26 protein-coding genes are annotated in these 24,762 nt (G+C 65.5%); 17 read left to right on the top strand and 9 right to left on the bottom strand.

The window, feature by feature from the left end:
* Positions 1-33: 33 nt before the first annotated feature.
* From IE113_RS08895 to IE113_RS08885, 3 genes are read right to left on the bottom strand one after another with little or no spacing between them, the layout of a single operon-like run.
* Positions 34-1,017 carry a helix-turn-helix transcriptional regulator gene (locus IE113_RS08895; RefSeq protein ID WP_189540565.1) on the bottom strand — a complete coding sequence of 328 codons (984 nt, stop codon included), beginning with the start codon at positions 1,015-1,017 and terminating at the stop codon, positions 34-36.
* Between the two features lie 6 nt (positions 1,018-1,023).
* Positions 1,024-1,725: an EthD domain-containing protein gene (locus IE113_RS08890; RefSeq protein WP_189540563.1), complete on the bottom strand. Its 702-nt coding sequence runs from the start codon at positions 1,723-1,725 to the stop codon at positions 1,024-1,026.
* Between the two features lie 19 nt (positions 1,726-1,744).
* Entirely contained in the window at positions 1,745-2,506 is a 762-nt protein-coding gene (locus IE113_RS08885) for an SDR family NAD(P)-dependent oxidoreductase (protein WP_189540561.1), read from the bottom strand.
* A 109-nt stretch (positions 2,507-2,615) separates the two neighbouring features.
* On the opposite strand from IE113_RS08885, the gene IE113_RS08880 reads away from it, so the two are divergent.
* Genes IE113_RS08880 through IE113_RS08845 form a run of 8 tightly spaced genes read left to right on the top strand, consistent with a single transcriptional unit; the run spans position 2,616 to position 9,670 of the window.
* Positions 2,616-3,383 (top strand): SDR family NAD(P)-dependent oxidoreductase, encoded by a 768-nt coding sequence (locus tag IE113_RS08880; RefSeq protein WP_189540560.1) that lies wholly within the window; start codon positions 2,616-2,618, stop codon positions 3,381-3,383.
* A 24-nt stretch (positions 3,384-3,407) separates the two neighbouring features.
* Positions 3,408-4,238 (top strand): SDR family NAD(P)-dependent oxidoreductase, encoded by an 831-nt coding sequence (locus tag IE113_RS08875; protein WP_189540558.1) that lies wholly within the window; start codon positions 3,408-3,410, stop codon positions 4,236-4,238.
* Positions 4,235-4,693, top strand: a complete 459-nt coding sequence (locus IE113_RS08870; protein WP_189540556.1) for a nuclear transport factor 2 family protein — start codon at positions 4,235-4,237, stop codon at positions 4,691-4,693. Before IE113_RS08875 ends, IE113_RS08870 begins: the two co-directional genes overlap by 4 nt.
* Positions 4,690-5,601: an NAD-dependent epimerase/dehydratase family protein gene (locus tag IE113_RS08865; RefSeq protein ID WP_189540555.1), complete on the top strand. Its 912-nt coding sequence runs from the start codon at positions 4,690-4,692 to the stop codon at positions 5,599-5,601. The genes IE113_RS08870 and IE113_RS08865 overlap by 4 nt, the downstream gene beginning before the upstream one ends.
* Positions 5,598-6,392 carry an SDR family NAD(P)-dependent oxidoreductase gene (locus IE113_RS08860; RefSeq protein ID WP_189540553.1) on the top strand — a complete coding sequence of 265 codons (795 nt, stop codon included), beginning with the start codon at positions 5,598-5,600 and terminating at the stop codon, positions 6,390-6,392. Before IE113_RS08865 ends, IE113_RS08860 begins: the two co-directional genes overlap by 4 nt.
* Before the next feature lie 2 nt (positions 6,393-6,394).
* Complete coding sequence (locus IE113_RS08855; RefSeq protein WP_189540551.1) at positions 6,395-8,086, top strand: FAD-dependent oxidoreductase; 1,692 nt, start codon at positions 6,395-6,397, stop codon at positions 8,084-8,086.
* A complete protein-coding gene (locus IE113_RS08850) occupies positions 8,083-8,898 on the top strand; it encodes an SDR family NAD(P)-dependent oxidoreductase (RefSeq protein ID WP_189540549.1) in 816 nt (271 codons plus the stop codon). Before IE113_RS08855 ends, IE113_RS08850 begins: the two co-directional genes overlap by 4 nt.
* Positions 8,899-8,932: 34 nt before the next feature.
* Positions 8,933-9,670, top strand: coding sequence for an SDR family NAD(P)-dependent oxidoreductase (locus tag IE113_RS08845; RefSeq protein WP_308430052.1), 738 nt, complete (start codon positions 8,933-8,935; stop codon positions 9,668-9,670).
* Here IE113_RS08845 and IE113_RS08840 read toward each other — a convergent pair whose 3' ends face one another.
* Entirely contained in the window at positions 9,671-10,465 is a 795-nt protein-coding gene (locus IE113_RS08840) for an acid phosphatase (protein WP_189540546.1), read from the bottom strand. It lies immediately after the preceding gene.
* A 57-nt stretch (positions 10,466-10,522) separates the two neighbouring features.
* Positions 10,523-11,158, bottom strand: coding sequence for a nuclear transport factor 2 family protein (locus IE113_RS08835; protein ID WP_189540544.1), 636 nt, complete (start codon positions 11,156-11,158; stop codon positions 10,523-10,525).
* A gap of 166 nt (positions 11,159-11,324) precedes the next feature.
* On the opposite strand from IE113_RS08835, the gene IE113_RS08830 reads away from it, so the two are divergent.
* Both IE113_RS08830 and IE113_RS08825 read left to right on the top strand, forming a co-directional pair.
* Positions 11,325-13,670, top strand: a complete 2,346-nt coding sequence (locus IE113_RS08830) for a TonB-dependent receptor (RefSeq protein ID WP_189540542.1) — start codon at positions 11,325-11,327, stop codon at positions 13,668-13,670.
* A 63-nt stretch (positions 13,671-13,733) separates the two neighbouring features.
* Positions 13,734-14,474, top strand: a complete 741-nt coding sequence (locus IE113_RS08825; RefSeq protein WP_189540540.1) for an SDR family NAD(P)-dependent oxidoreductase — start codon at positions 13,734-13,736, stop codon at positions 14,472-14,474.
* 6 nt (positions 14,475-14,480) lie between these two features.
* On the opposite strand, the gene IE113_RS08820 is transcribed toward IE113_RS08825, so the two are convergent.
* Genes IE113_RS08820 through IE113_RS08805 form a run of 4 tightly spaced genes read right to left on the bottom strand, consistent with a single transcriptional unit; the run spans position 14,481 to position 18,456 of the window.
* The gene (locus tag IE113_RS08820; RefSeq protein ID WP_189540538.1) at positions 14,481-14,933 is read right to left on the bottom strand and encodes a nuclear transport factor 2 family protein; all 453 of its coding nucleotides are present in this window, start codon (positions 14,931-14,933) and stop codon (positions 14,481-14,483) included.
* A 7-nt stretch (positions 14,934-14,940) separates the two neighbouring features.
* Positions 14,941-16,398 carry an FAD-dependent oxidoreductase gene (locus IE113_RS08815; protein WP_189540536.1) on the bottom strand — a complete coding sequence of 486 codons (1,458 nt, stop codon included), beginning with the start codon at positions 16,396-16,398 and terminating at the stop codon, positions 14,941-14,943.
* Positions 16,399-16,402: 4 nt separating this feature from the next.
* Positions 16,403-17,230, bottom strand: a complete 828-nt coding sequence (locus IE113_RS08810; RefSeq protein WP_189540534.1) for an alpha/beta fold hydrolase — start codon at positions 17,228-17,230, stop codon at positions 16,403-16,405.
* Between the two features lie 11 nt (positions 17,231-17,241).
* A complete protein-coding gene (locus IE113_RS08805) occupies positions 17,242-18,456 on the bottom strand; it encodes an acyl-CoA dehydrogenase family protein (protein ID WP_189540532.1) in 1,215 nt (404 codons plus the stop codon).
* A 178-nt stretch (positions 18,457-18,634) separates the two neighbouring features.
* Here IE113_RS08805 and IE113_RS08800 point away from each other — a divergent pair, with 178 nt between their 5' ends.
* From IE113_RS08800 to IE113_RS08770, 7 genes are read left to right on the top strand one after another with little or no spacing between them, the layout of a single operon-like run.
* The gene (locus IE113_RS08800; protein ID WP_189540529.1) at positions 18,635-19,402 is read left to right on the top strand and encodes an SDR family oxidoreductase; all 768 of its coding nucleotides are present in this window, start codon (positions 18,635-18,637) and stop codon (positions 19,400-19,402) included.
* Between the two features lie 5 nt (positions 19,403-19,407).
* Positions 19,408-20,334: a VOC family protein gene (locus IE113_RS08795; protein ID WP_189540528.1), complete on the top strand. Its 927-nt coding sequence runs from the start codon at positions 19,408-19,410 to the stop codon at positions 20,332-20,334.
* Positions 20,331-21,215: a CoA transferase subunit A gene (locus IE113_RS08790; RefSeq protein ID WP_189540526.1), complete on the top strand. Its 885-nt coding sequence runs from the start codon at positions 20,331-20,333 to the stop codon at positions 21,213-21,215. Before IE113_RS08795 ends, IE113_RS08790 begins: the two co-directional genes overlap by 4 nt.
* Complete coding sequence (locus tag IE113_RS08785; protein ID WP_189540524.1) at positions 21,215-22,009, top strand: CoA-transferase subunit beta; 795 nt, start codon at positions 21,215-21,217, stop codon at positions 22,007-22,009. Before IE113_RS08790 ends, IE113_RS08785 begins: the two co-directional genes overlap by 1 nt.
* 14 nt (positions 22,010-22,023) lie before the next feature.
* Positions 22,024-22,920 (top strand): enoyl-CoA hydratase, encoded by an 897-nt coding sequence (locus IE113_RS08780; RefSeq protein WP_189540523.1) that lies wholly within the window; start codon positions 22,024-22,026, stop codon positions 22,918-22,920.
* A gap of 5 nt (positions 22,921-22,925) precedes the next feature.
* The gene (locus IE113_RS08775) at positions 22,926-23,993 is read left to right on the top strand and encodes an NAD(P)H-dependent flavin oxidoreductase (protein WP_229822236.1); all 1,068 of its coding nucleotides are present in this window, start codon (positions 22,926-22,928) and stop codon (positions 23,991-23,993) included.
* Between the two features lie 3 nt (positions 23,994-23,996).
* Entirely contained in the window at positions 23,997-24,752 is a 756-nt protein-coding gene (locus tag IE113_RS08770; RefSeq protein WP_189540522.1) for an enoyl-CoA hydratase family protein, read from the top strand.
* Positions 24,753-24,762: the final 10 nt, after the last annotated feature.

The raw sequence follows: 24,762 nt of genomic DNA, 5'->3' as shown, positions 1-24,762 counted from the left end.
CCGCGGTTACGCCGTGGCACGATCTGTGCCGGTTCAGCGCGTCTTGCAGGCCTTGCCCACCTTCTGCTGGCGGTATTGCAGCGGGGTCATGCCCGTTGCCCGGCGGAAGGTGCGGGAGAAGCTGTTGGCATGATCGAAGCCGGCGGCTTGCGCGATCTGCTTCACGGTCAGCGCGGTGCTGCCCAGCATGGTCTTGGCCTGGTTGACCAGATGCGTTTCGACATAGTCGGAAATCGTCACCCCGGTCAGGTTCAGGAACTGGCGGTGCAGATGGCGCACGCTGATCCCGCAGAGCGCGGCCAGTTCCGGCACGCTGGGGCGGGTGCCCCCGGCCTCGAGCCGTTCGCGCACCCGGCGGAACTGCCAGGGAGCCAGCCGTCCGCCCGCCTTGGGTTCCAGATCCTGGTCAAGCAGGCGCGTGATCTCGATCTCCAGCAGCTTGACGTGCGCTGCCGTCGCGGTCGGCGAGGCAAGGTGCGGGCTTTCCACTTCGCGCAGCATCATCCGCATCACCGCGCGGATGGTGTCGTTGCGGATGTTCATCAGCGTCTGCATCATTACCAGCGACGGGTGATGACGATTGCCCAGCATCTCGCGCTTCTTCGCTTCGCTGAACGTGCAGCGCAGGATGCGGAACTGCCCGCCTTGCGCGCGGGTCTTGATGGCCAGGCCGGGGTAGCGGATGAACAGCGTGCCCATGTGGCAATTGGTGCCGGGTGCCAGCGTCGGGAACATCGCGGACGCCTGGTTGGCCAGCGGCGGCAGTAACAATTCGATCATCAGGTCATGTTCGACCATCACGTGTTCGGCCACTTCCGGCCAATGCCATTCCAGCACCTGCACCAGCGCATCGGGCGTGACGACCTCGGCCAGGATCAGCGGCGGAATGCTGGTTTCCTGTGCCACCTTGGAATCGCTGGCGCGCTTGGGCATTGCCGCCGGAGGGCGGACAAAGACCGTGCCGGGCAAGTGGTTGCCGGTGGGCGAATGCGTCGTCTGCTGCTGGATGCTCTGCATGATACCTCAGCAATCGTACTGGCTGGTGGGGATGATATCGATCCGGGTGAAATCGATAAAGCGGCCGCAACTGTCCATCATCGTGGCCAGATTGGCCTGAAGCTTCGCCGGATCGCCGACCGCGTCGAAGAACGCTGCGGGATCGTCCATGGCCTCGGCCGGAAAGCATTCCTCGACAAACGCGTCATAGCCGGGTGCGCCCTCGGTCAGGGGGCGGACGACCAGGTTCTGGACGTATTCGAAATTGGCCTGGGTATCGATCGCGACGCGGGTGTGGTGCGAATGCCAGATCTTGATCGCATCCAGCCGCGAAAGGTCTGGCCGGAAGGAAATGAAGCTCGCCTGCGACCAGCCCCAGCCGCGTTCCCCGGTGGGCACTGGATGGGCAGTGTTGGGGATGATGGTCGATTCGGCGACGAGCCAGGCCGCGAACCTGCTGGAATGCGCGGCCAGCGCGGCGTCGGCTTCAGCCCGGAACAGCCCATTTGCGCTGGGCAGCCAGAACTGCACGACGGCGTCCTGCTGCGGATCCTGCCACTGCTGGATCAGTTTGTGCGCGGGGGCGACCGCCGCGTCGCGCAGATTGATCCGCACCGTGCTGGCACCGGCGGCACGGAGGGCGGCGGGCAGGGTGGTGCGCAACCGTTCGTTGAACGCATCCCGGTCCTGATCCGGAGCGGCCCAGAGGGCGGCAATCACCTTTTCCATCGCGCCGCTCCCCCGCCGGTCAGTCGAAGTTCGCCTGCCCGCCGTCGAGCGGGATGGTCGCGCCGGTCAGGTAGCTGAGATCAGACCCGCACAGCGCGGCGACCGCGCGGCCGATGTCTTCCTCCAGCTTGCCGATCCGGCCCAGCGGGATCGTGCGGAAAAACGCGGCGGCTTCTTCCGGGTTGTTCTCCACCCACCACTTCAGCCCCGGCGATTCGGCGTGCGGGGCGATCGTCAGCACGCGGATGTTCTCGCGGCCCCATTCCGCCGCACCGGCGCGGGTGAGCGAGCGGATTGCCTGCTTCACGGCGGCATAGGCGCCATAGCCGGTCATGTCCCAGCGGATGCCTGCGGACGAGGCCAGGTTGATGATGGTGCCGCCGCCGCGCGCGGCCATGATCGGCTGGACCAGTTTCATCAGCCGGAACGTGGCCAGCGGGCCCGATTCGAATCCGGCCAGGAACGCTTCGTCGGTAACGTCGAGCAGCTTGCCCTGGGGCACTTCCTGCGCGTTGTTGACCAGGATATCGACCCCGCCAAAGGCGTTCTGCGCGGCTGCTACCAGGGCTGCCAGGTCGGCCGCATCCTTGACGTTGCAGGCTACTGCCAGCGCCTTGCCGCCGCGCGATTCAATCAGTTTGGCGGTGCTTTCCACCTTGCCGAGCGTGCGCCCGGCGACCACAACGGCAGCCCCAGCCGCCGCGAGTGCCAGCGCAATGCCCTGACCCACGCCCTGTCCGGCACCGGTGATAATCGCGGTCTTGCCTTGCAACTCAGTCATTCATCCCCCGATCACGTAATTTTCGTCCGCCATATTTACGCATGGCGTTGACTTTGTCACCTATATAACCGCAAATTGCGTTGATGGATAGTCGGGGAGGAACATATTCGTGATTCGTGATCTTACCGGGCGCGTTGCCCTTGTGACCGGCGGTAGCGACGGTATCGGTTTCGCTACGGCCAAGCTGCTGCTGGAACGTGGCGCAATTGTCGCGATCTGCGCCCGCAGGAAGGAAAAGCTGGATGAAGCGGAAGCCGCGCTGAGCTCGCTCGGCACGTTCGAGGCGCACCAGCTGGATGTGACCGACGAGGCTGCCTACAACGCCCTGATCGAGGATCTGGCCAAGCGCCACGGCCGGCTGGACATGCTCGTCAACAACGCCATGTCGGTGCACTACGCGCCGCTGACCCAGCTGACGATGGACCACTGGCGCAAGGACTTTGCGGTCAACGCCGATGCGGTGTTCACCGGTACGCGCGCGGCGATGCGGATCATGCTGAAGCAGGGTTCCGGTTCCATCGTGAACATCGCCTCGACCAACGGGCTCAAGGCTGCGCCCTACATGACCAGCTATTCCGCTTCCAAGGCGGCGCTGATCCACTTCACTGCTGTCGCGGCGATGGAAGGCGCGCCCTATGGCGTGCGGGTCAACACCATTGTTCCCGGCATGATCATGACCGCGGCGACCGAGGACTATCTCGCCAAGGCGGGAGAGCACGGCCAGAAGACGATGGACGCGATCCCGATGAAGCGCGGGGCCAATCCGGTCGAAGTGGCCAAGGCGATTGCCTTCATGCTCTCGGATGAGGCGAGCTACATCACCGGCGTCGCCTTGCCGGTCGATGGCGGCAAGGCTGTCCAGCTGTACTTGCCCTGAGGCAAGAGAGGGGGAGGGACAAACATGATTGACTATTCGGGCAAGCACGTGCTGGTCACGGGCGGCGGCGTCGGTATCGGGCGCGGCATCGCCGAAGCGTTTGCAGCGGCCGGCGCGCACGTGTTCATCGCCGAAATCGATCCGCAGCGCGCGGCCGATGTCGCTGCAGCCATCCCTTCCGCTGACGTGATCGTGTGCGACGTGCTGGACCGCTCGGTTCCGGCCATGCTGGCCGAGCGGATCGACGCGAAGGCCGGGCGGCTGGACGTGCTGGTCAACAATGTCGGCCATTTCGTCCACGCGCTGCCGTTTGCAATGCTTAGTGGCGATCAGGCGGACGAGATCCTGGACGTCAATCTGGGGCAGCTGCTGCGTATGACGGCGGCGATGCTGCCGTTGCTAAGGAAATCCGCGCCGGGCAGCTCGATCATCAACGTCACCTCGATCGAGGCGTATCGCGGCATTCCCTATTGCAGCGTCTATGCCGCGGCCAAGGCCGGGATTGCCGGCTTCACCAAGAGCCTGGCGCTGGAGCTGGCGCCGGAGGGCATCCGAGTAAACGACATCGCGCCCGAAACCACCGACACGCCGCAAGTGGCGCTGGACGTGATGATCCCGCCCGAAAATCGCGCCAATGCCGACAAGTGGATTCCGCTGGGCCGGTTCGGACGGCCCGAGGACTGCGCGGGCGCGGCGCTCTATCTGGCCAGTCCGCTGGCGAGCTGGGTTACGGGTACTGCGATCCATGTCGATGGCGGGGCGCTGGCCGCAGCCGGCTGGACGCGGACACCGTCGGGTGAGTGGACGGTCGTGCCGATGGTAACCGGCAATGGCCTGAAGATTCCAGGCCAATGACGCCCTCTGACGCCGAACTGGCCGACCTCGCCCGCCTGCGCCGCGTGGCGGAGCTCTATGCGCAGGGTGCGGATCGCAAGGACAAGGCAGCATGGGCTGCCGTGCTGGCCAGCGATTGCGTCATGATCGGGCCGGGCTTTCGCACCGAAGGGCGCGACGCGATCCTGGGATTGATCGACACGCTGGGGCAGATGTTCCGCGCGACGTTGCATCAGGTCCATCAGGTGACGGCAACCATCACCGGCGACACCGCGCGGGGTGAGACGTACTGCATCGCCGAGCATCTGCTGAACGATGCCGATGCGGTGCTGGCCTGGGCAATCCGCTATCAGGACGAGTGGCGCCGCGAAGACGGCACGTGGCGCTTTACCCGCCGCGAACTGATCGTCGAATGGGAAGAAACACGGCCGGTCACGCCAAAAGGCGCCGCCGCGACGGGAGAGGAACAGGCATGAAGGTATTGGTAGTAGGCGGCACGGGCGCTCTGGGCGGCCATGCCGCGATCCATCTGGCGGCGCAGGGCCATGATGTGTCGATCGGCGGGCGCAACCCGGCCAATCCGGCCACGCCGATGGCGGCCATGCCGTTCGTGCAGGGCAATTATGTGGCGGGGGATTACACGCCGGATCGGCTCTCCGGGTTCGACTGGGTGGTGTTCGCCGCGGGGAACGACCCCCGCCACGTGCCGCAAGGCGCGGACTTTGCCGAATTCCTGATCAAGGCCAACCACGAGGCGGTGCCCGCCTTTTTCGCCGCCTGCCGCGAGGCCGGGGTCAGCCGTGCGGTCCAGCTGGGCAGCTATTACCACCAGGCCGCGCCGCACCTGCTGGAAGGCAACAGCTATATCCGCTCGCGCAAGGCCGCCTGCGAAGGGGCGCGCGCCCAGGGCGCTGCCGGTTTCGACGTGATGAGCGTGAATGCGCCGTTCATGGTCGGATCGGTTCCGGGCCTGCCCAGCGCGATCTTCGAGCCCTATGTGCAGTGGGCCAAGGGGCAGATCCCGATCCCGGCGTTCGCGCCGACGGGTGGAACCAACTTCATGTCGTTCCTGTCCTTGTCCGAGGCGATTCTCGGCGCGCTGGAACGCGGTGAGCCCGGCAAGGCCTATCTGGTGGGTGACGAGAACCTCTCGTTCCGCGAATATTTCCAGCTGTTCTTCGATGCCGTCGGCAGCGATGTGCAGGTGGAGGAACGCGACGAGGAAATGCCGCTCCTGCCCGACATCGCGATCCCGCAAGGGCGCGGCAACTGGGTGCGGGTCGATCCGCCGGCTGACGAAGTGGCGCTGCTGGGCTACCGCCGCCATGACGTGGCCCAGGCCGTGGCCGATGTTGCCGCGCAGTTTGGCGGTGCGGCAGGATGACGGTTGCCGTCATTACCGGCGCGGCCGGCGGCATTGGCGCCGGGCTTGCGCGCGAGGCTGCGCGGCGCGGAATGCAGGTCGTGCTGGCCGACCGTGACGCGGACGCGCTGCGGGAGGTCGCTGCGGGGATTGGCGCGGCGGCACTGGCCGTGCCGACCGACGTTACCGATCCCGCATCGGTCGAGGCGCTGGCCGAGGCCGCCTATGCCGCGCATGGGCAAGTCGACCTGTTGTTCAACAACGCGGGCGTGCTGAGCACCGGGTTCAGCTGGGAGATCCCGGCCGAAACCTGGCAGCGTTCGCTGGACGTCAACGTGACCGGCATCATCAACGGCATCCGCGCTTTCGTACCGCGCCTGCTAGCGGCGGACCGGCCCGCGCGGATCGTCAACACGGCATCCGTTGGCGGGTTCCTGCCGTCACCGCTGATGGCGCCCTATTCGGTGACGAAGTTCGCCGCGGTGGCGCTGACCGAGTGTCTCGCGGGTGAACTCAAGATCGTGAAATCGCAGATCGCGGTGTCCTTGCTGGCGCCGGGGCCGGTCAAGTCCGGCATCTTCCGCGAGCCCCCGCCGGGGGTGGCCGAGCAGTTCCATCGCGCGATGGTGGATCTGCTTGAAGCGAACGGCCTGACCGGCGATGAATTCGCGCCCCTGGTGTTCGACGCAATCGAGCGGGGCGAGTACTGGATCATTCCGCAGCCCGAAGCGATGGAGCCGGGCTTTTCAAACCGCAACGCGGTGATCGCCGAACGGCGGCCGCCGCAGTTTTTCCTGGTGGAAGAAGACTGATCATGGCCGCTCAATGGGACAAGGAAGTCGATGTGCTGGTGGTCGGCTCTGGCGCGGGCGGGATGCTGTGCGCGCTGGCCGCGGCGGACCGCCATGCCGATGTGCTGGTAATCGAAAAGGAACCGCTGTGGGGTGGCACGTCCGCCACGTCGGGCGCGGGCATCTGGATTCCGAACAGTGATGTGGCCAAGGCCGCCGGGTTCGTCGACGATCTGGATGACGCGTTCACGTACGTGCGGGCGCTGTCGGCGGATAACGTGCCGGATGAGAACATCCGCGCCTTTGTTGACAATGCTGCACCGATGCTGCGCTGGCTGATGGCGAACACGCCGATCCAGTACATGGCGTTTCCCTATCCCGATTATCATGCCGAGAATCCGGGCGGGTCGCCCACCGGTTTCCGTACCCACATGCCAATGCCGCTGGACGGCCGCGCGCTGGGCGATGACGTCAGGACGCTGCGTTTCTCCTCGCCGGCCGCCAACCTGTTCGGCTATCTGAACTGGCATTTCGACGAGACGTACCTGCTGCTCTATCGCGGCAAGGGCTGGATCACCCATCTGGTAAAATCGCTGGCGAAGTACTGGCTCGATCTGCCGTTCCGCCTGACCTCGCGCAAGGACCGCCGCCTGACACTGGGCAACGCGCTCGCCGGGGGGCTGCGCATGGCGCTGAACCAGCGCGGCGTGCCGCTGTGGCTGGAAACGCCGATGACCGATCTGGTCCGCGACGGCGACCGGGTGACTGGCGTGGTGGTGACCCACAAGGGCAAGACGCTGCGGATCGGCGCGCGCAAGGGCGTGGTGCTGGCCGCCGGGGGCTTCGACAAGAACCCCGAAATGCGCAAGCAATACGCGCCGCTCTATCCTTCCGCGCAGTACTCGGGCGGGATCACCGGCAATACGGGCGACAGCATCCGCGCCGGGATGGCACTGGGCGCGCAGACGCTGAACATGCAATCGGCCTGGGCTGCGCCGGTGTTCTACATTCCGGGCGAGGACCGCGGGCGGCTCTGCACGATCGAGCGCGCGCTGCCGGGCTGCATCATGGTCAACCAGGCGGGCGAACGCTATCTGAACGAAGCGGCATCCTATCACGTGACCGGGCAGGTCATGGCCCGTCACCAACTGGAACATGGCAACACCAGCCCCAGCTGGATGGTGTTCGACGCGACTTATCGCGCGAAGTTCCCGATGGGGCCGGTCTATCCGGGCGTGCCCGATTTCGCGCTGAACCCGCGCGTGCGCAAGATCCTGAAAAAGGGGCGCACGGTGGAGGAACTGGCGCGTAAGATCGGCGTCAATCCGGCCAGCCTTTCGGCCACCGTGCAGCGCTTCAACCAGCACGCCGCGAACGGGGAAGATCCTGATTTTCAGCGCGGTGCGGCGGCCTATGACAAGATGTACGGCGATCCGTCGCAGACCCCCAATCCATGCCTGCGTCCGCTCGACACGGGGCCGTTCTATGCCCTGCCGATCTATCCGGGCGATATCGGCACCAATGGCGGTTTGCTGACCAACGCCAAGGCGCAGGTCGTTGGACAGGACGGCAAGCCGATCCCGGGGCTTTACGCCATCGGCAACAACGCGGCTTCGTCGATGGGTGAAAGCTATCCGGGCGCGGGTGTGACGATCGGGCCGGCGATGACGTTCGGCTTCATTGCCGCACAGGACATGACGGGAGCGAATGCATGAGTGGCGGACGGCTGGCCGGGCGCGGGGCGATTGTTACCGGCGCGGGGCGCGGGATCGGCAAGGCGATTGTTGAGCGGTTGACGGCAGATGGCGCGCGCGTTGCCGCGCTCGACATGGACGAAGCCGCGGCGAAAGCCAGCGGTGCGGAGCTGGGCCTGGCCTGCAACGTGGCCGACTCCGCTGATGTCGCGCGCTGCATCGCGGCAGCGCGGGCCGCGTTTGGACGACTGGACATCGCGGTCAACAACGCCGGGATCGGGCGCGCCGATGGCGATGGTTCGGACGAATTCTATGCCGCGATGGGGCAGCGCAACGCCGAGCTGGCAGAGCATGGCAAGAGCGACGTGATCGTCGATCACCTAATCCACATGGGCGATGCGGGCTGGGCCGGCGTGCTGGCCGTAAACCTCAACGGCACATTCTATGTCTGCCGGGAGTTTACCCGCGTCTTGGCGCAGGATGGCAATCCGGGCGCGATCATCAACATCAGCTCGACCAGCGCGCAATCGGGTGAGGGCAGTGCGCACTACGTCACCAGCAAGGCGGCGGTGATCGGTCTGACCCGCCAACTCTCGCGCGAACTCGCGCCGCGCAAGATCCGCGTCAACGCGGTCGCGCCGGGGCCGACCAATACGCCGATCATGCAGGGCATTCCGGCGGAATGGATCACGGCAATGGAATCGAGCGTGCCGCTGGGCCGCATGGCCGATCCGGCGGAAATCGCGGCGGCGGTGGCTTACCTGGCCAGCGATGACGCCAGCTATGTCACCGGGTCGGTGCTGGTCGCCAATGGAGGCAGCTATTTCTTCTGACCTGCAGCCGCGCCTCGGCCAGCCCGGAACCGGCGTGATCGTGACCGGCGGTGCGTCGGGCATCGGCCTTGCCTGCGCGCAGGCGTTGGCGGCGGTGGGGCGCGGAGTGGCGCTGTGGGACATCAACGGCGACAAGGCGCGGGCCGAAGCGGCAGCGCTGCATGCGCAGACCGGCGTGGCTGCAATCGGGGTCGCCATCGACCTGATCGACCTGTCGGCCTATCCCGCCGCGACTGACGCCAGCCGCGCCGCGCTGGGATCGCTGGGCGGTCTGGTTCATGCTGCAGGCGTGGTCGATACCGGCTCGCTCGATGGGCTGGACGAAGGCGTCTGGGCGGCCGGGATCAACACGCACTTGCGCCCCCTGGCCATGCTGGCAAAAGCGTTGCTGCCCGATTTCAAGGCCAACCCCGGATCGGCCATTGTCGGCATCGCTTCGATCAACGCCACGCTCGGCCACATGGCCAACCCGGTTTACAGCGCGGCCAAGGGCGGGATGCTGGCGATGATCCGTTCGCTGGCGGACCGGCTGGCGCAGGATGGCATCCGCATCAATGCCGTTTCGCCGGGGCAGATCCTGACCCCGATGCTGAAGCCCACCGTCGATTACTTGCCCAAAGGCACGTTCGAGCGGCGCATCCTGCTGGAGCGGCTGGGCGCGCCGGAAGAAATCGGTCGTGCGGTGCGGTTCCTGCTGTCGGATGAGGCCAGCTATGTCACCGCCGCGGAACTGGTGGTCGACGGCGGCAACATTTCCTCGCAGCGGATGTAATCAGCCGCTGGCCAGCGCGCTGGCCTCTGCCGCGCAATCGCGCGCCGGGGGCTGGCGTGGTCCGGCCAGCTCGTCACGCACGGCGGCAAGGTCGGCCTGATAGGCCGCATCGGCCTGCAAGCGGGCATAGACCGCTGCGGCCACAACCCGGCCTTCCTCGACGTCGCTTTGCCAGTGGACATTGCAGAACCGGCGGCTTTCGCCAAACGCCCGACCGCGCGACACCAGCTGCGTGGCGCGCTCTGGCACCAGCCCGGCCAGCACCAGCCCCCAGCCGAACCCGATGGCCGAGTGGCCAGACGGATACGAACCGTCCTTGCGCAGCATCGCGTCCTGATCGGGCGTGCAGATCGGCCGCTTGTTCATTTCAAACGGGCGGTCGCGATTGAACTTCTGCTTGGCGCGGTAGGTGGAAAAGCCGAAGTCGATGATCGTGCGGCGCAGCAACTTGTCGAGTTTCGGCGTGGTCTGCGGCGAAATCTCGAATCCCGCCGCGCACGACAGCGCGCCCGTTGCCTTGGGGCCGAACAGGTCCGCATCGCTGGTCGCGAAGGTCCAGCGCGGGGTGTTGTGTGCTGCCAGCGCGGCTTTCGCGGCGGCCTTGTCGCGCGCTTCCGTGCCCGATCCCTTGGCCGGTGCGGGAGGCAGCAGGGCCGCGCTGTCGGGCACGGCATCCAGTGCCAGGTATCCGGGGGCCATGCCGGGCGGCAAGCGCGGCGAAGTGCCAGCCTGTTCAGCCACGACGGCCGTGCTGCACAGGGCCAGCAGGCCAATGGAAACGGCGCGAACTTTCATGATCTCTCCCCTCTTTCCCGGAAGGGGTAACATCACTTTGCGGCGCAGGTCACGCGCTCAATCGGCGCGTACCTTGACCTTGGGCGCGCTTTGGCCCCGGCGCATCGTTTCGAGGAACTTTTCGAGCGGGGCGGGCTCCGCCACCGGGGCGCCACTGTCGCCCTCGCGCGACCAGAACTCGGCGAAGCTGGGGAACAGCTTGTGGAAGTTGCCTTCGACCCATTCGGTGTCCGGCCAGCGCATCTTGCGGTCGCCGATGGGCGGCTTGTTCAGGTCGGTCGCATACCAGTAGAGCGGCAGCCGGCGGGCAAAATACCAGCGGCCATCCTGACGGACGTAATCATCCGAATACATCATCTGCATGATGACCCATTCATCGCCCGTTTCGTGCTCGTTCTTGGAATAGACGATGCCGTGCGCGTGGTCCGGATCGTCGAATTCAATCACGTGCCCGCCGATATGGTGCGACGTGCCGGTGAAGGGGGAGCGCAGCGTGCGGTCCATGTAGGCGCGCAAGGCCTGCCGCCCGGACGCGTCCTTGCCCACTCGGACATCGGCGGGGAACAGCGAGACCATCGCGTCCATATCCCGCATGTCGAGTGCCAGCGCATACTTGGCGGGCAGCTGGCGGATCGCGTCCAGCGATTCCAGCCGGTCGATCCGGGCTTCGAGCGAGGTGGCGGAGGTGGTCATGAAGGCGGTTTCCTGCTGTGGCATCACGGCAACGCAATGCGGAAATTTGTGCGCAGCAATCTAGTGGATCGATTGCAATGGTTGCAAGATATAATTGAAAGTCGTATCGGCGCGCCAAGATTTTTACGCGAATTGCGGTTCGCGTGGCCATAACGGGAGGATACCTATGCGCCGCCTTGCCTTTGCTACTGCCTTGTCCACCAGCCTTGTCCTGCTGTCCGCTCCGGCGTTCGCGCAGGATGCGCAGGACGATGCCGAATCCGCCGGGATCGGTGATATCGTCGTCACCGCGCAGAAGCGTTCGGAAAACCTGCAGGACGTGCCGATCGCGATTTCCGCGGTCAGCAGCGCGTTCATCGAAAGCCGCGGCGTGGATTCGATCGACAACTTGGGCACCATCGCGCCGAACGTGAAGATCGAGCGCGCCCCGTCGAGCAAGACGATCTCGCAGATCGCCATTCGCGGCTCGGTCACGATCAACCCGGCGATCACCTGGGAACCGGCGGTTGGCCTCTACATCGACGGCGTCTACATCGCCAAGGCGCAGGGTTCGATCTTCGACGTCGCCGATCTGGAGCGCGTGGAAATCCTGCGCGGGCCGCAGGGCACGCTCTACGGTCGCAACGCGCTGGCCGGTGCGGTGAACCTGGTGAGCAAGAAGCCCAGCGGTCAGGCTGGCGGCTTTGCCGAGCTGACCTATGGCAGCTTCAACGAATGGAAGGTGCGCGGCTCGCTCGATCTGCCGCAAGTGGGGATCTTCTCCGCTAAGGTTTCGGGCCAGTATCGCAAGCGCGATGGTCTGGTGAAGCTGGTGCCGAACCCGGTTGCCGGTGTGGTTACCGCGCTGCCGAACAAGTTCGCCGATACGGACACCATCGATAGCGGCAGCTTCATGGTGCAGCTGCGCGCCGAGCTGAGCGACACGATCACTGCCGACTACACCTATGATTACAGCAAGCAGGACCAGCGCCCGCCGTTTGCCCAGCTGATCAGCGTCAACCGCAACGGCGACCCGCGCGACATCTTCGATCCGAAGTCGCCCAGCTACGCCTTCGGCGGCGCGTTCTTCCCGCTCGACAAGTATACCAACCCCAATCGCGTCGAAACGGCGTCGATGGACGGCGCGGTCTATGAAAAGTCGCGCAGCTATGGCCACGCGCTGACGCTGACGGCGGAACTGGGCGATGCCACGCTGAAGTCGATCTCGGCCTATCGCGACCTCGCCTGGTCGGACGGTCTGGACCTGGATGGCTCGCCGACCCCGGTGGCCTTCACCCAGCGCATCACGGACTACTATGCCTACAGCCAGGAACTGCAGCTGGCCGGCAAGGCGTTTGACAGCCGTCTCGCCTATGTGCTGGGCGCGTTCTACTTCAAGGAAAAGGCGGAAACGCTGAACCCGCAGTCGTTCTTCGGCGGCGGTGCGGACTATCAGTCCGAGTATGGCTCGAACACCGAAGCCTTCGCGCTCTACACCCAGCTGGACTACAACTTCACCGACGCGCTGAAGCTGACCCTGGGCGCGCGCTACACGCACGAAAAGAAGGACATCCGCCGGTATCTGCGGATCAACTTCGATGCCGCGAACGGCATCACCAGCCCGCTGGTGGTGGCGAACATCCCCTACGGCGTGATCCCCGACGCGAAGTATAACGACTTCTCGCCGGCCGCGACGCTCAGCTACGCGGTGAACGACAACGTCAACGTCTATGCCCGCTATGCGCGCGGCTTCAAGTCGGGCGGCTTCAACGGTGAAACCAACGTGTTCGCCGCGCCGACCGCCGCCTGCCCGACCGGCGCGCTGGAACTGTGCGATCCCTATCGCCCGGAAAAGGTCGACAGCTATGAACTGGGCCTCAAGACCCGCCTGCTCGACGGCAAGGTGATCTTCAACGTTGCCGCGTTCCAGGATGAGCACAAGGACATCCAGCTGTCGGTGTTCACGGCTTCCGGTGCGGCTTCGTCGATCGTCCGCAACGCGGCGGCGGCGCGCATTCGCGGCCTGGAATTCGAAACCGTGGTGCGCCCGGTCGAAGCGATCACGCTGAACGCCTCGCTCGCCATCCTCGATGCCAAGTACAAGAGCTACCTCGACGGCGGCGTGGACGTGGCGGGCAACCGCGCCTTCCCGCACACGCCGAAGGCAACCGCTTCGGCCGGTCTGGACGTGCGGCTGGCGAAGGGTGACTGGGGCAAGGTCAACTTCTATGCCGACGTGAACCACGTGTCGTCCTACTACACCTTCCCGTATGCGCTGACGACGCCGACCGCTTCGGATCAGGATGCGTTCAACACCAAGTCCAAGGGCCGCACCATGGTGAACCTGCGCCTCGCCGTGGCGGATATCCCGCTGGGCGGTGCTTCGGTGGAACTGGCGGGCTGGGTGCGCAACCTGACCAAGGAAGCCAACCCGTCGAACTTCATCGACTTCGGCCCCGGCTTCGGCGGCCTGACGCTGGGGTACTTCCCCGATCCGCGCACCTTCGGCGTGACCGGCGCGGTCCGCTTCTAAGCTGGACGGCAAAGGGGCGTCCCGGTGAAAACCGGGGCGCCCTTTTCCTATGGGAGAGACAACATGACACTTGCAGGCAAGAAGGCGCTGGTGACGGGCGCGGCATCGGGCATCGGGCGTGCCACCGCGATCCGGTTCGCGGCGGAAGGCGCACACGTGACCATTGCCGACCGCAACGCGGAAGGGCTGGCGGAAACCGCAGCACTGATGGCCGCTGCGCCCACGGTGCTGACCTTCGATGCGGCGGACTATGCCTCGTGCCGGGAACTGGTGGCCAGCGCCGCCAAGGACGGCCTCGATATCCTGGCCAATGTCGCCGGGGTGCTGGATTGGGGCAATTCGCTGGATTTCGACGAAGACCGGTTCGACCGTGTGCTGCGTATCAACCTGGGTAGCGTGTGGTGCTTGTCGCGCGCGGCGCTACCGCACCTGATCGAAAGCAAGGGCAACATCGTCAACACCGCGTCCACCGCCGCGCTGCAGGGCATCGCCTATACCTGTGCCTATGCGGCGTCGAAGCACGGCGTGGCCGCGCTGACCAAGAGCCTCGCGGTGGAATTCGCCAGCAAGGGCGTGCGCGTGAACGCGATCTGTCCTGGGCAGGTCAACACCGCGATGGGGCACAGCGCGCCGCCGCCAGGCGATGTTGACTGGTCGCTGGTGATGCGTAACGCGCCCAAGCTGCCCGACGGATCGTGCGAGCCAGAGGATATTGCCGAGCTGTTCGCCTATCTGGCGAGCGATCGCGCGGCCAAGGTGACGGGCTCTCTGTTCACCATCGATGGTGGCCAACTGGCCGGTTGACGCTGGTCAGGGGCGCAGCAATTCACGCGCTGCGGCATCGCCCTGGAGCAGGGCGTTGTCGCGGCGGGTGACCTGCCAGCCTCCGTCGATCCGCGCGAGCGTCCAGCGGTTCGCGGCTACCCGCAGCACTTCGAATGCTGCACCGTTCCAGCGCAGCACGACACTGTGTCCCCGTGCGGTCGCAGTGTCGCCCGAAAGGTCGATGGCCACTGGGCCGAGCAGGTGGGCACAGCCATCCGCCATCAGTTGCTGGTGATAGGCGCCTTCGATCAGACCGGCGATTTCCGGGCGTCCGTGCGCATCCGCAAATCCGCTCACGCCATAGCGCCCGTCCTCGCTCCACAGCGCGGCGAGTTCATCTGCCGCGCCGCAATCGGCGAGGGGGCCATAGCTGGCAATCAGGTTGCGGATTGCCTCGCGGTCCTCAAGTGCTTGCAGGCGCTGCTCAAGGTCCGCCATGCGCCGGTCAGCCCGCTGCGGCGCGCCCGGCTTGCCGCCCGAAGAACGTGCAATCGGCCAGGCTCATCCCCGACGAATAGCCATGGCCCCATGCCGGCAGGCCAGACGTGCAACGACCGGCGGCGAACAAGCCCGAAACCGGCTGCCCAGCGCGGTCCAGCACTTCACCGCGGGTGCTGGTGCGCAAGCCGCCCAGCGTGAAGAAGCTGAAGTAGCTGGTCTGGAAATTCAGCTCCAGCGCCACGAACGGCCCCTGGTCCAGCGGCGTCAGTATCGGCGGGCGCTTGCCGAACAGCGGGTCACGGCCCTCGCGGGCGTGGTCGTTATAGACCGCCATCGTGGCGCTGAGTGTGCCCTTCGGCAGTTCCAGCTCGCCCTCGACCTCTTCCCAGGTGTCGCCGGTGCCGGCAATCGACATGCGGGCGAAGTCCATCGGCTGGACGAAGTGCGCGTTGTCGAGCAGCAGGTAGACCTTGCCACCCGGCTGATCGACCGCGCAGCGGCTGACCCGGCCGTGATAGCAATCCTCGTTGATGAAGCGCTGCCCCTGCGCGTTGACGAACACGCCATAGGCATGGCTTTCCGGCATGGTCCACGGACAAGTGGTGAAGAACTGGTCCATGTGGATCGCATCGCCGCCCGCGCCCATGCCCAGCAGGATGCCGGCGCCATCGTCCTTGTCGCCAATCGGATCGTTCAGCTTGAAGGTGTCCGGGCAGTGCTTGCGCCGCATTTCCTCGTTGAACACGAACCCGCCGGTTGCCAGGACCACGCCCTTGCTGGCCCGCACGAACCGGTTCTGGTTGTCGATGCGCACGACCACCCCGACAATCCGCTCATCGTCGCGGATCAGGGCCACGGCGCGGGCATCGGCAACAACCTCCACGCCCTTGGCGCGGGCGCTGGCTTCGAGGATATCGACCAGCGGCCTGCCGCCGCCCCAGCCCATGTGCTGGATCACGTGTCCGCGCGGGGCGGGCTTGGCCAGATCGCAGAACGGTGCCGCGGCTTCGCTGCCAGACCAGATCAGCGTGGAATCGTCGGTCGGTTCGATGTGCTTGCCCGGCAGGTAATTGCCGCGATAGGGCACGCCCTGCGCCTTGAGCCAGGCGAAGTGGTTGAGCGCCTCGGCAGCGTAGAGGTCACACTTTGCCTCATCGGCGCAAGGGCCGCCCGCCGCCTTGAGATAGGCCGCGAAATCCTCGGTGGAATCCTCGAACCCGGCAGCGCGCTGCACATCCGTGCCGCCGCCGCCGCCAATGTAGATTTCACCGCCGGACAGGCCGGATGCCCCGCCGCTGCCCGAATTGCGTTCGAACAGCATGACTTGCGCGCCCGCATCCGCCGCCTCGATGGCGGCGCAGGCCCCGGCCGCGCCGAACCCGATCACGGCGACTTCGGTGGTGTAATCCCACTCCGTCACGGCCGACGCGGGATAGGGCTTGTGCAGCGAAATCTCGGGCATCGGATCAGGCTCCGCGTGTGTTCAGGAAGTCGATCGCATAGTGGTTGAACTCGGCCGCGCGCTCCACCTGCACCCAGTGGCCGGTGCGGCCAAAGGTGATGGCGCGCACATCCTGGCAACGATCCAGGAACAGGCGGGCATGGGCCTCGGGACAGAATTCGTCGTTGAGGCCCCACAGCACGAAGATCGGTTGCGTGATCTCGCCCAGGCGCGGCGACAGGTCCGGCGTGCGCATTCGCACCAGCACGTCCTTGGGCTGGGTCCGGGCGACGGCAAAGCGTTCCGCCACGAGTTCATCGGTGATCTTCGGCGCGAAGTCCGGGTGGACCAGATTGGACACCAGACGCTTCTGCTCGGCCAGATCGAAGTCCGGCCCGCCAAAGTTGGAAACCATCTTGGCTATGCCCGGCATCACGAAATAGGCTTCCCGCTCCGCCACGCAGCCGGCAGCCATCAGCACCAGCGACGAAGTGAATTCGGGGTGGTCCAGCGTCAGTTGCAGCGCGATCCCGCCGCCAAGCGAATTGCCGACCAGTGCCGCCCGCTCGATCCCGTGCTGGCGCAGCGCGTCATACACGGTGTCGGTGAACAGTTGCAGCGTGTAGTCGATGCCTTCGGGCTTCGACGAGGCGCCATAGCCGATCAGGTCGGGCAGGATGACCCGGTAGCCGGCATCGACGAAGGCATCGATGTTCTGCCGAAAGTTCGACGCCCCTGATGCACCCGGGCCGCTGCCGTGCAGGAACACGACAGCCGGGCCAGAACCGGCCTCTGCCAGGGCAATGCTGTAGCCACCCGCAACCTGGTAGGTTGCCTGCCTCAGATCGGCCATGTCGCGCCTCCTTACTGGAACGTGAAGGTCGGCGCTTCGCCGAACATGGAACCGACGACATCACCATAGCGGTTGCCGGGGTCATTGGCGACGTGGGCGCGGCCCGCGTTGATGTCCAGCCAGGGCTGGATGATGTCGCTCGTCATGTAGATCGCGCGGCCACCCAGCAACTGCACCATGTCATCCACCAGATCGGCCAGACGGCGCACCACGGTGGAAGAGTTGTAGGCATAGAGCGAACGCTTCTCCATCGGGATCGCCTCGCCACGCTCGGCATGGGCCATCAGGTCCTCGAAGGTGAGCCGCAGGGTGTTTTCCATCTCCAGGATCTGCGCATGGGCCTTGGCCACTGCCGCCTGCAGATGGGGATCGGCCTTCGAAGCCTTGCCGGTGTTGGTGGAAACGCGGTTGGCCATGATGTTGGCTGCCGCCTTCACCGCCGCCCGCGCACCGCCGAACGCCGCGGTCGAAACCGAGCGGACGAAGACCTGCGCCCAGGGCAGCGAATAGAGCGGACCGTCGTTTTCCTTCTGGCCGGGGTTCTGGCACAGGAAGCCGTCACTGGCCTTGTGTGTGCGGTATTCCGGCACGAACACGTCATCAACGATGATGTCGTGACTGCCGGTGCCCTGCAGGCCGAACGTGCGCCAGGCTTCGCGGTCGATCGTGTAATCGCTGCGCGGCAGCAGGAATGTGCGCATGTCGAAGGGATCACCTTCGTTCTCGGGCGGAACGATCGCGCCCAGCAGCACCCAGCCGCAATGCACCGAACCGGTCGAGAAGCCCCAGTGGCCCGACAGGCGGAAACCGCCTTCAACCCGGGTCACCTTGCCCACCGGCTGATAGGTGGAGGACACCAGCATGTCGCTGTCCGATGCCCAGACTTCTTCCTGTGCTTCGTTGTGGAACAGGGCCAGCTCGTAGGGGTGGCAGCCGACCACGCCGTACATCCAGCCAGTCGACATGCAGCCCTCGGCCAGCGCCTTCTGCACTTCGAAGAACACGTTGGGGTGCATTTCAAAGCCGCCCCAGCGCTTGGGCTGGAGGATCTTGAAGAAGCCTGCCTCCTTCATCTCGGCGATGGTTTCGGCAGAGACGTCGCGGTCGGCAATGCATTGCTTCGCGCGCGATTTCAGCACCGGGATCATCGCGTGCGCACGCGCGATCAGTTCTTCCGGCGTGGGGGTGTGCTGGTCTGCGGAAACGGAAATGGCGGCGGTTGCCATGACTGCGGCTCTCCCTAGCTCGAATCGTGCTGCCTTGATCGGTCAGCATTCGTAATTTTTTCTGCCAGCGAATACGCAAATCGTCAATTGAAAAGCATTCCAGCTTTCGATAATGACGATTTTCGAATCTGCTGAGCGGGCAAATCCCGCTTTGGTGGTGTGATGGGGAGAGCGGGCAGTGGCAGGCAGCAATGCCATCGATCTGAATGGGCGGGTGGCGATCGTCACCGGCGGCACGCGCGGGCTGGGCAAGGACATTGCCGCAGCGCTGGCCGATGCCGGCTGCGCGGTGGTGGTTTGTGGCCGGAATGCGCCGGATGATCTGCCGGCAGGCGTGTCGTTCATCGCGGCGGACATCCGTGATCCGGACCAGGCCAGGGCGCTGGTCGAGCAGACGGTGGCCGCGCATGGGCGGCTCGACATTCTGGTCAACAACGCGGGCGGTTCTCCGGCAACCGAGGCGGCGACGGCCAGCCCGCGCTTTTTCGACTCCATCCTCAAGCTCAATCTGCATGCGCCGATGTACATGGCGCAGGCTGCCTATCCGCACATGGTGGCGGCTGGCGGCGGCAATGTGATCAACATCGCCAGCGTTTCGGGCATCCGCCCGTCGCCCGGCACCGCAGCCTATGGCGCGGCGAAAGCGGGGCTGCTCAACCTGACGCAAAGCCTGGCGCAGGAGTGGGGCCCCCATGGGGTGCGCGTCAACGCGATCATCGCCGGGCTGATGCAGACCGAAACGGCTGAAACGACTTACGGCGACGCCGAGGCGCAGGCTGCGGTCGGCCGGTCGATGCCGCTGGGCCGGATGGGCCTGGGTTCGGATCTGGCCGGGGCCGTGCTGTGGCTTTGCTCTGATCTCGCCAGCTGGGTCAGCGGGGCAAGAATCAATGTCGATGGCGGGGGCGAGCGTCCCTACTTCCTCGACCTCGTGAAAGGAAACTGACGGCCATGGGCATCAAGGCGCTCGGCTATGTGGTGATTGAGACTGCGCAGCCGGACAAGTGGGATCATTTCCTCACGCAAGTGGCAGGGGTGATGCGGGCTCCCGATGCGGCGGATGGCGCGGCGCTCTACCGCGTGGACGCCCGGCCGTTCCGGTTCCGGATCGAGCATGGCAAGCGCGAGTATTTCCTGGCAGCCGGGTATGAGGTGGCCGATGCGGCCGCGCTCGATGCCCTGGCGGGTGCGATCGCCAAGGCTGGTCGCCCGGTGGTGCAGGGCAGTGCCGATGAGGCCGCGCAGCGCGGGGTTGCGGCCTTCTTCCGCACCAGCGATCCCGCTGGCAACGGGCTGGAATTCTTCCACGGCGACAGCGTGACCGATGTTCCTTTCGTGTCCCCGGTTGGCGTGCCTTCGTTCGTGACCGGTGAAATGGGCATGGGCCACGCGGTGTTTTCCGCTCCCAACTTCGACGAATGCGTGACGTTCTATCGCGATGTGGTCGGCTTCCATGAAACCGATATGCCGCGCTTCGAACTGTTCGGTCCGGACGGGCCGTCGATGGGCTTTGCCTTCATGCACGCCGATAACGGGCGCCACCATTCGATCGCGCTGGGCGAAGGCCCGATCCCGCCATCGGGCGCGGTCCACATCATGCTGGAAATGCCGTCGATGAACGAGGTCGGCAAGGCGCATGACCGGATGAAGCGCTATGGCTACCCCGAAAGCGCGACGCTGGGCAGCCACGTGAATGACGAGACGACCGGCTTCTATGTCCAGACCCCAGGCGGGTTCGACCTGGAAATCGGCTGGGACAGCCTGGTGATCGATCCGGAGAACTGGGAAACCACCCGGCACGAGGCGATCAGCGTCTGGGGCCACGAATGGGCCTGGATGAAGGCGATGAGCGAACAACAGCAGGCAGCGGCGGAATGAGCATGTTGGACAAACGGATGACCCCGGCGGAAATCGTCGGCGAGTTGAAAGATGGAATGACGCTGGGGATTGGCGGCTGGGGGCCGCGGCGCAAGCCGATGGCGCTGGTGCGCGAAATCCTGCGTTCGGACCTGAAGGACCTGACGATCGTGGCCTATGGCGGCGCGGACGTGGGGATGCTCTGCGCGGCGGGCAAGGTAAAGAAGCTGGTCTTCGCCTTTGTCAGCCTCGATGCAATTCCGCTGGAGCCCTGGTTCCGCAAGGCCCGCGAAGCGGGGCAGATCGAAGTGCTCGAACTCGACGAAGGCATGTTCCAGTGGGGCCTCAAGGCCGCCGCGTTCGGCCTGCCGTTCCTGCCGACCCGCGTCGGCCTGGGTACCGACCTGGCTGACCTTGGCGGCCTGAAGCACGTCCAGTCGCCCTATGACGATGGCGAAGTGCTGATCGCGATGCCCGCGCTGAAGCTGGATGCGGCGCTGCTGCATGTGAACCGCAGCGACTGGCGCGGTAACGTCCAGCTGTTCGGGCCTGACGTCTACTACGACGAATGGTTCGCGAAGGCGGCGGCCAGGACTTATGTCAGCTGCGAGGAACTGGTCGACCAGATGGAGGACCACTATCCCGACACCGCGCAGGCCAATGTGTTCGAACGCTGCTTTGTCAGCGGCGTCACGCATATCCCGTGCGGCGCGCATCCCAGCTCGATGCCGCCGGCTTATGGCTGGGACATGAAGGCGTTCAAGGCCTACACCGACGCGGCGAAGGATCCGGGCGACTGGAACGCGGTCAAGGACCGTTTCGTCGGCGCGGACGAAGCCGCATATCTGGAATCCGTTGGCGGAAAGGAGGCGGTCGCGGCTCTGCCGCTGCCGGTGTTCTGATGAGCGAAGTGACCCTGGCAGAACTCTGCATTTTCGCAGCTTCGGAAGCGTTCCGGGGCAATGGTGAAGTGGTGGCAACGGGCGTTGGCCCGGTCCCGCGGCTGGGCGCGAGCCTGGCCAAGCTGACGCACACGCCGGAACTGATGATGACCGATGGCGAGGCCTATCTGGTCGAGCAGCCGGTGCCGATCGGCCCGCGCGGTGACTACAAGCCGAAGTTCGCCGGCCACCTGCCGTTCTCGCGCTTTTTCGACAGCGCGGTGTGGAGCGGACGGCGCCACGCGATGGTGACGCCGACGCAGATCGACCGGTTCGGGCAGATCAACCTTTCGCAGCTGGGCGGAACCCACCAGCAGCCCAAGACCCAGATGCTGGGCGTGCGCGGGTTCCCCGGCAACACGATCTACCACCCCAACAGCTTCTTCTTCCCCAGCCACACGCCCCGCGTGTTCGTGGCGGGCGAAGTCGATATGGTGTCGGGCGTCGGCTACAACCCGGCCAAGCGCGTGCCGGGCGGGAACTATTCCGCCGTCGACCTGCGCGTGATCGTGACCAATCTGTGCGTCATGGACTTTGGTGGCAAGGACAACGCGATCCGCGTGGTGTCGCTGCATCCGGGCGTGACCTTTGAACAGGTGCAGGAAGCCACCGGATTTGAACTGGAGCGCGGCGACATCGTCGAAACGGCGCTGCCGGGGGCCGAGGAACTGGCGATCATCGCCCGGCTCGACCCGCACAATATCCGCGCCAGCGTGATCAAGGACAACCCGCCAGCCCGTGTCGGGCAGGCCTGAGGGGAGAGAGAACCATGAGCGATCTAGTCGAGCCGAAACAGGTGGACGTCGTTTACGAAACCGATCAGCCGGTGCTGTACGAAGTGATCGACGGCGTAGCCTGGGTGACGATGAACCGCCCGGACTTCAACAATGCGCAGAACGGGCAGATGACCTATGCGCTGGACGACGCGTTCATGCGCGCGACCAACGACGATGCGGTCAAGTGCATCGTGCTGGCCGGGAATGGCAAGCACTTCAGCGCGGGCCACGACATCGGCACGCCGGGACGCGACCTTTACACGCAGTTCGAAAACCGCCTGATGGTGCCGCCGCACGTGACGCGTCCCGGTGCCGAACTGCTCTACACGCGTGAGCAGGAACAGTATCTCGGCATGTGCCGCCGTTGGCGCGACATTGCCAAGCCGACCATCGCGATGGTGCAGGGCGCCTGCATCGCGGGCGGGCTGATGCTGGCATGGGTCTGCGACCTGATCGTGGCGACCGATGACGCGTTCTTCCAGGACCCGGTCAACCGCATGGGCATTCCCGGCGTGGAATACTTCGCCCACGCATTCGAACTGCCGCCGCGCGTGGCCAAGGAGTTCCTGCTGCTGGGTGAACGCATGAGCGCGCAGCGTGCGGAACAGTTCGGCATGGTGAACAAGATCGTCAGCCGCGCCGAGCTGCGCGATACCGTCGCAGCGATGGCGGCGAAGCTGGTTGCCCAGCCGCGCCTTGGCAACTGGCTGACCAAGCAGGCGATCAATCACGTCGAGGAACTGCGCGGCAAGCGCAGCGCGATGGATGCGGTGTTCCACATGCACCACTTCGCCCATGCGCAGAACGATCTGGTGCTGGGCAATTCCATCGGCGGCCTTGATGGCAAGGCGATGGCCGCACAGAACAAGCAGCAGGCCAAGGAAGGCTGAGCCAAGTGATCTGCACCCCGCTCACCGAGGCGCTAGGCTGCCGCGTTCCCGTGATCCAGACCGCAATGGGCTGGGTGGCGACGCCTGAACTCGTCGCCGCGTCCAGCAATGCCGGAGCATTCGGCTTTCTGGCCTGCGCGGTGATGACTCCGGCCGAGGCGCGCGAGGAGGTGGCGCGGCTGCGTGACCTGACGCCGCACAATTTCGGCATCAATTTCCACAGCTTCCAACCGGGTGCTGCGGAAATCGTCGAAGTGATCCTGGCCAACCGCGATCGCGTGCGGGCCGTCAGTTTCGGACGCGGGCCGGATGCCAAGATGATCGCCCGGTTCAAGGATGCGGGCATCCTGTGCATCCCCACGGTCGGGGCGGTGAAGCACGCCGAGAAGATGGTCCAGCTGGGCTGCGACATGGTCGTGGTGCAGGGCGGCGAGGGTGGCGGGCATACCGGTTCGGTCCCTTCCACCGTGCTGCTGCCGCAAGTGCTGGACGCAGTGAACGTGCCGGTCGTCGCGGCGGGTGGCTTTGGCGACGGGCGCGGGCTGGCGGCGGCGCTGGCTTATGGCGCTTGCGGCATCGCGATGGGCACGCGCTTCCTGATGACGGCGGAAAGCCCAGTGCCGGCCAGCACTAAGGGGCGCTACGTCAAGGCGGGAACCAATGACATTGTCGTGACCACCAAGGTCGACGGGATCCCGCAGCGGATGATCCTGAACCCAGCGCTTGCCCGCATCGAGCAGTCCGGCCGGATCGGCATGTGGCTGCGCGCGGTCGAGGCAGGGCTGGCGATGAAGCGCCAGACCGGCGCTTCGTTCATCGACCTTTACCACGCGGCCAAGGGCATGACCTCGCACGGCGGGCTTTCGCTGATGCAGGCAATGATGGCCGCGGCCGCGCCGATGATGATCCAGCGCGCCGTGGTCGATGGCGCCGACGCGGACGGCCTGATGGCCACTGGCGTGGTGGGCGGGCGGCTGGCCGACCTGCCGACCTGCGCCGCGCTGATCGACAGCATCATGACCGAGGCGGAAGCGCGGCTGACCGCGCTGCGCGGCCTTGGCACCCAGGAGTAAGACATGGGCATTACCACCACCATCAAGGACCGGATCGCGGAAATCGTGTTCGATGTTCCGCCGGTCAACGCGTTCGACAGCCAGACCTGGATGTCATTGCCCGCGATCATCACGGCGGTCGCCAGCAATCCGGACGTCAACTGCGTGCTGATCCGCGCGGCAGAGGAATCGCGCGGGTTCTGCGGCGGGGTCGACATCAAGGAGATGCAGGCCCACCCGGAGCGCATCACCGTGCTGAACCGCGGCAATTACCTGACCTTCAAGGCCATTCGCGATGCCGAAGTGCCGGTGGTGGTCGCCGCGCACAAGTTCGTGATCGGCGGCGGGATCGGAATTTGCGGCGCGGCCGATACGATCATCGCGGCAGACGATGCGTTCTTCTCGCTGCCGGAGGTCGATCGCGGGGCAATGGGCGGGGCTAGCCACCTGTCGCGGATGCTGCCGCTGCACAAGGTCCGCGCGGCCTTTTTCACGGGCGGCAACATCCCGGCCGAGGAAGCCTATCGGCTTGGCGCGGTCGAGAAGGTCGTGCCGCGGGCCGACCTCGTGGCCGAGGCGCGCGCGTTCTGCGCGATCGTCGCCAGCAAGAGCCGCAAGGCGCTGGTCATCGCCAAGGAAGCGCTGAACGGGCTGGAACCGCGCGACGTCGATCGCGGCTATCGCTGGGAACAGGGCTTCACCCTGGAAATGTACATGCACGAAGACAGCCAGAAGGCGCGCGATGCCTTTGTTGAAACCGGCAAGGCGGCCCAATTCTGATGGATGCGTT

The organism is Novosphingobium arvoryzae (assembly GCF_014652615.1).
Classification (GTDB): domain Bacteria; phylum Pseudomonadota; class Alphaproteobacteria; order Sphingomonadales; family Sphingomonadaceae; genus Novosphingobium; species Novosphingobium arvoryzae.
This window is presented reverse-complemented; position numbering and strand designations above follow the sequence as displayed.

What these genes read in the sequence shown, in the direction of transcription:
- IE113_RS08815 (WP_189540536.1), bottom strand. Translation starts at nt 16,398, where the DNA reads ATGCCCGAGATTTCGCTGCACAAGCCCTATCCCGCGTCGGCCGTGACG.
- IE113_RS08865 (WP_189540555.1), top strand. Translation starts at nt 4,690, where the DNA reads ATGAAGGTATTGGTAGTAGGCGGCACGGGCGCTCTGGGCGGCCATGCC.
- IE113_RS08885 (WP_189540561.1), bottom strand. Translation starts at nt 2,506, where the DNA reads ATGACTGAGTTGCAAGGCAAGACCGCGATTATCACCGGTGCCGGACAG.
- IE113_RS08805 (WP_189540532.1), bottom strand. Translation starts at nt 18,456, where the DNA reads ATGGCAACCGCCGCCATTTCCGTTTCCGCAGACCAGCACACCCCCACG.
- IE113_RS08780 (WP_189540523.1), top strand. Translation starts at nt 22,024, where the DNA reads ATGAGCGATCTAGTCGAGCCGAAACAGGTGGACGTCGTTTACGAAACC.
- IE113_RS08795 (WP_189540528.1), top strand. Translation starts at nt 19,408, where the DNA reads ATGGGCATCAAGGCGCTCGGCTATGTGGTGATTGAGACTGCGCAGCCG.
- IE113_RS08830 (WP_189540542.1), top strand. Translation starts at nt 11,325, where the DNA reads ATGCGCCGCCTTGCCTTTGCTACTGCCTTGTCCACCAGCCTTGTCCTG.
- IE113_RS08860 (WP_189540553.1), top strand. Translation starts at nt 5,598, where the DNA reads ATGACGGTTGCCGTCATTACCGGCGCGGCCGGCGGCATTGGCGCCGGG.
- IE113_RS08790 (WP_189540526.1), top strand. Translation starts at nt 20,331, where the DNA reads ATGAGCATGTTGGACAAACGGATGACCCCGGCGGAAATCGTCGGCGAG.
- IE113_RS08770 (WP_189540522.1), top strand. Translation starts at nt 23,997, where the DNA reads ATGGGCATTACCACCACCATCAAGGACCGGATCGCGGAAATCGTGTTC.
- IE113_RS08890 (WP_189540563.1), bottom strand. Translation starts at nt 1,725, where the DNA reads ATGGAAAAGGTGATTGCCGCCCTCTGGGCCGCTCCGGATCAGGACCGG.
- IE113_RS08895 (WP_189540565.1), bottom strand. Translation starts at nt 1,017, where the DNA reads ATGCAGAGCATCCAGCAGCAGACGACGCATTCGCCCACCGGCAACCAC.
- IE113_RS08835 (WP_189540544.1), bottom strand. Translation starts at nt 11,158, where the DNA reads ATGACCACCTCCGCCACCTCGCTCGAAGCCCGGATCGACCGGCTGGAA.
- IE113_RS08870 (WP_189540556.1), top strand. Translation starts at nt 4,235, where the DNA reads ATGACGCCCTCTGACGCCGAACTGGCCGACCTCGCCCGCCTGCGCCGC.
- IE113_RS08820 (WP_189540538.1), bottom strand. Translation starts at nt 14,933, where the DNA reads ATGGCGGACCTTGAGCAGCGCCTGCAAGCACTTGAGGACCGCGAGGCA.
- IE113_RS08840 (WP_189540546.1), bottom strand. Translation starts at nt 10,465, where the DNA reads ATGAAAGTTCGCGCCGTTTCCATTGGCCTGCTGGCCCTGTGCAGCACG.
- IE113_RS08825 (WP_189540540.1), top strand. Translation starts at nt 13,734, where the DNA reads ATGACACTTGCAGGCAAGAAGGCGCTGGTGACGGGCGCGGCATCGGGC.
- IE113_RS08810 (WP_189540534.1), bottom strand. Translation starts at nt 17,230, where the DNA reads ATGGCCGATCTGAGGCAGGCAACCTACCAGGTTGCGGGTGGCTACAGC.
- IE113_RS08850 (WP_189540549.1), top strand. Translation starts at nt 8,083, where the DNA reads ATGAGTGGCGGACGGCTGGCCGGGCGCGGGGCGATTGTTACCGGCGCG.
- IE113_RS08855 (WP_189540551.1), top strand. Translation starts at nt 6,395, where the DNA reads ATGGCCGCTCAATGGGACAAGGAAGTCGATGTGCTGGTGGTCGGCTCT.
- IE113_RS08785 (WP_189540524.1), top strand. Translation starts at nt 21,215, where the DNA reads ATGAGCGAAGTGACCCTGGCAGAACTCTGCATTTTCGCAGCTTCGGAA.
- IE113_RS08875 (WP_189540558.1), top strand. Translation starts at nt 3,408, where the DNA reads ATGATTGACTATTCGGGCAAGCACGTGCTGGTCACGGGCGGCGGCGTC.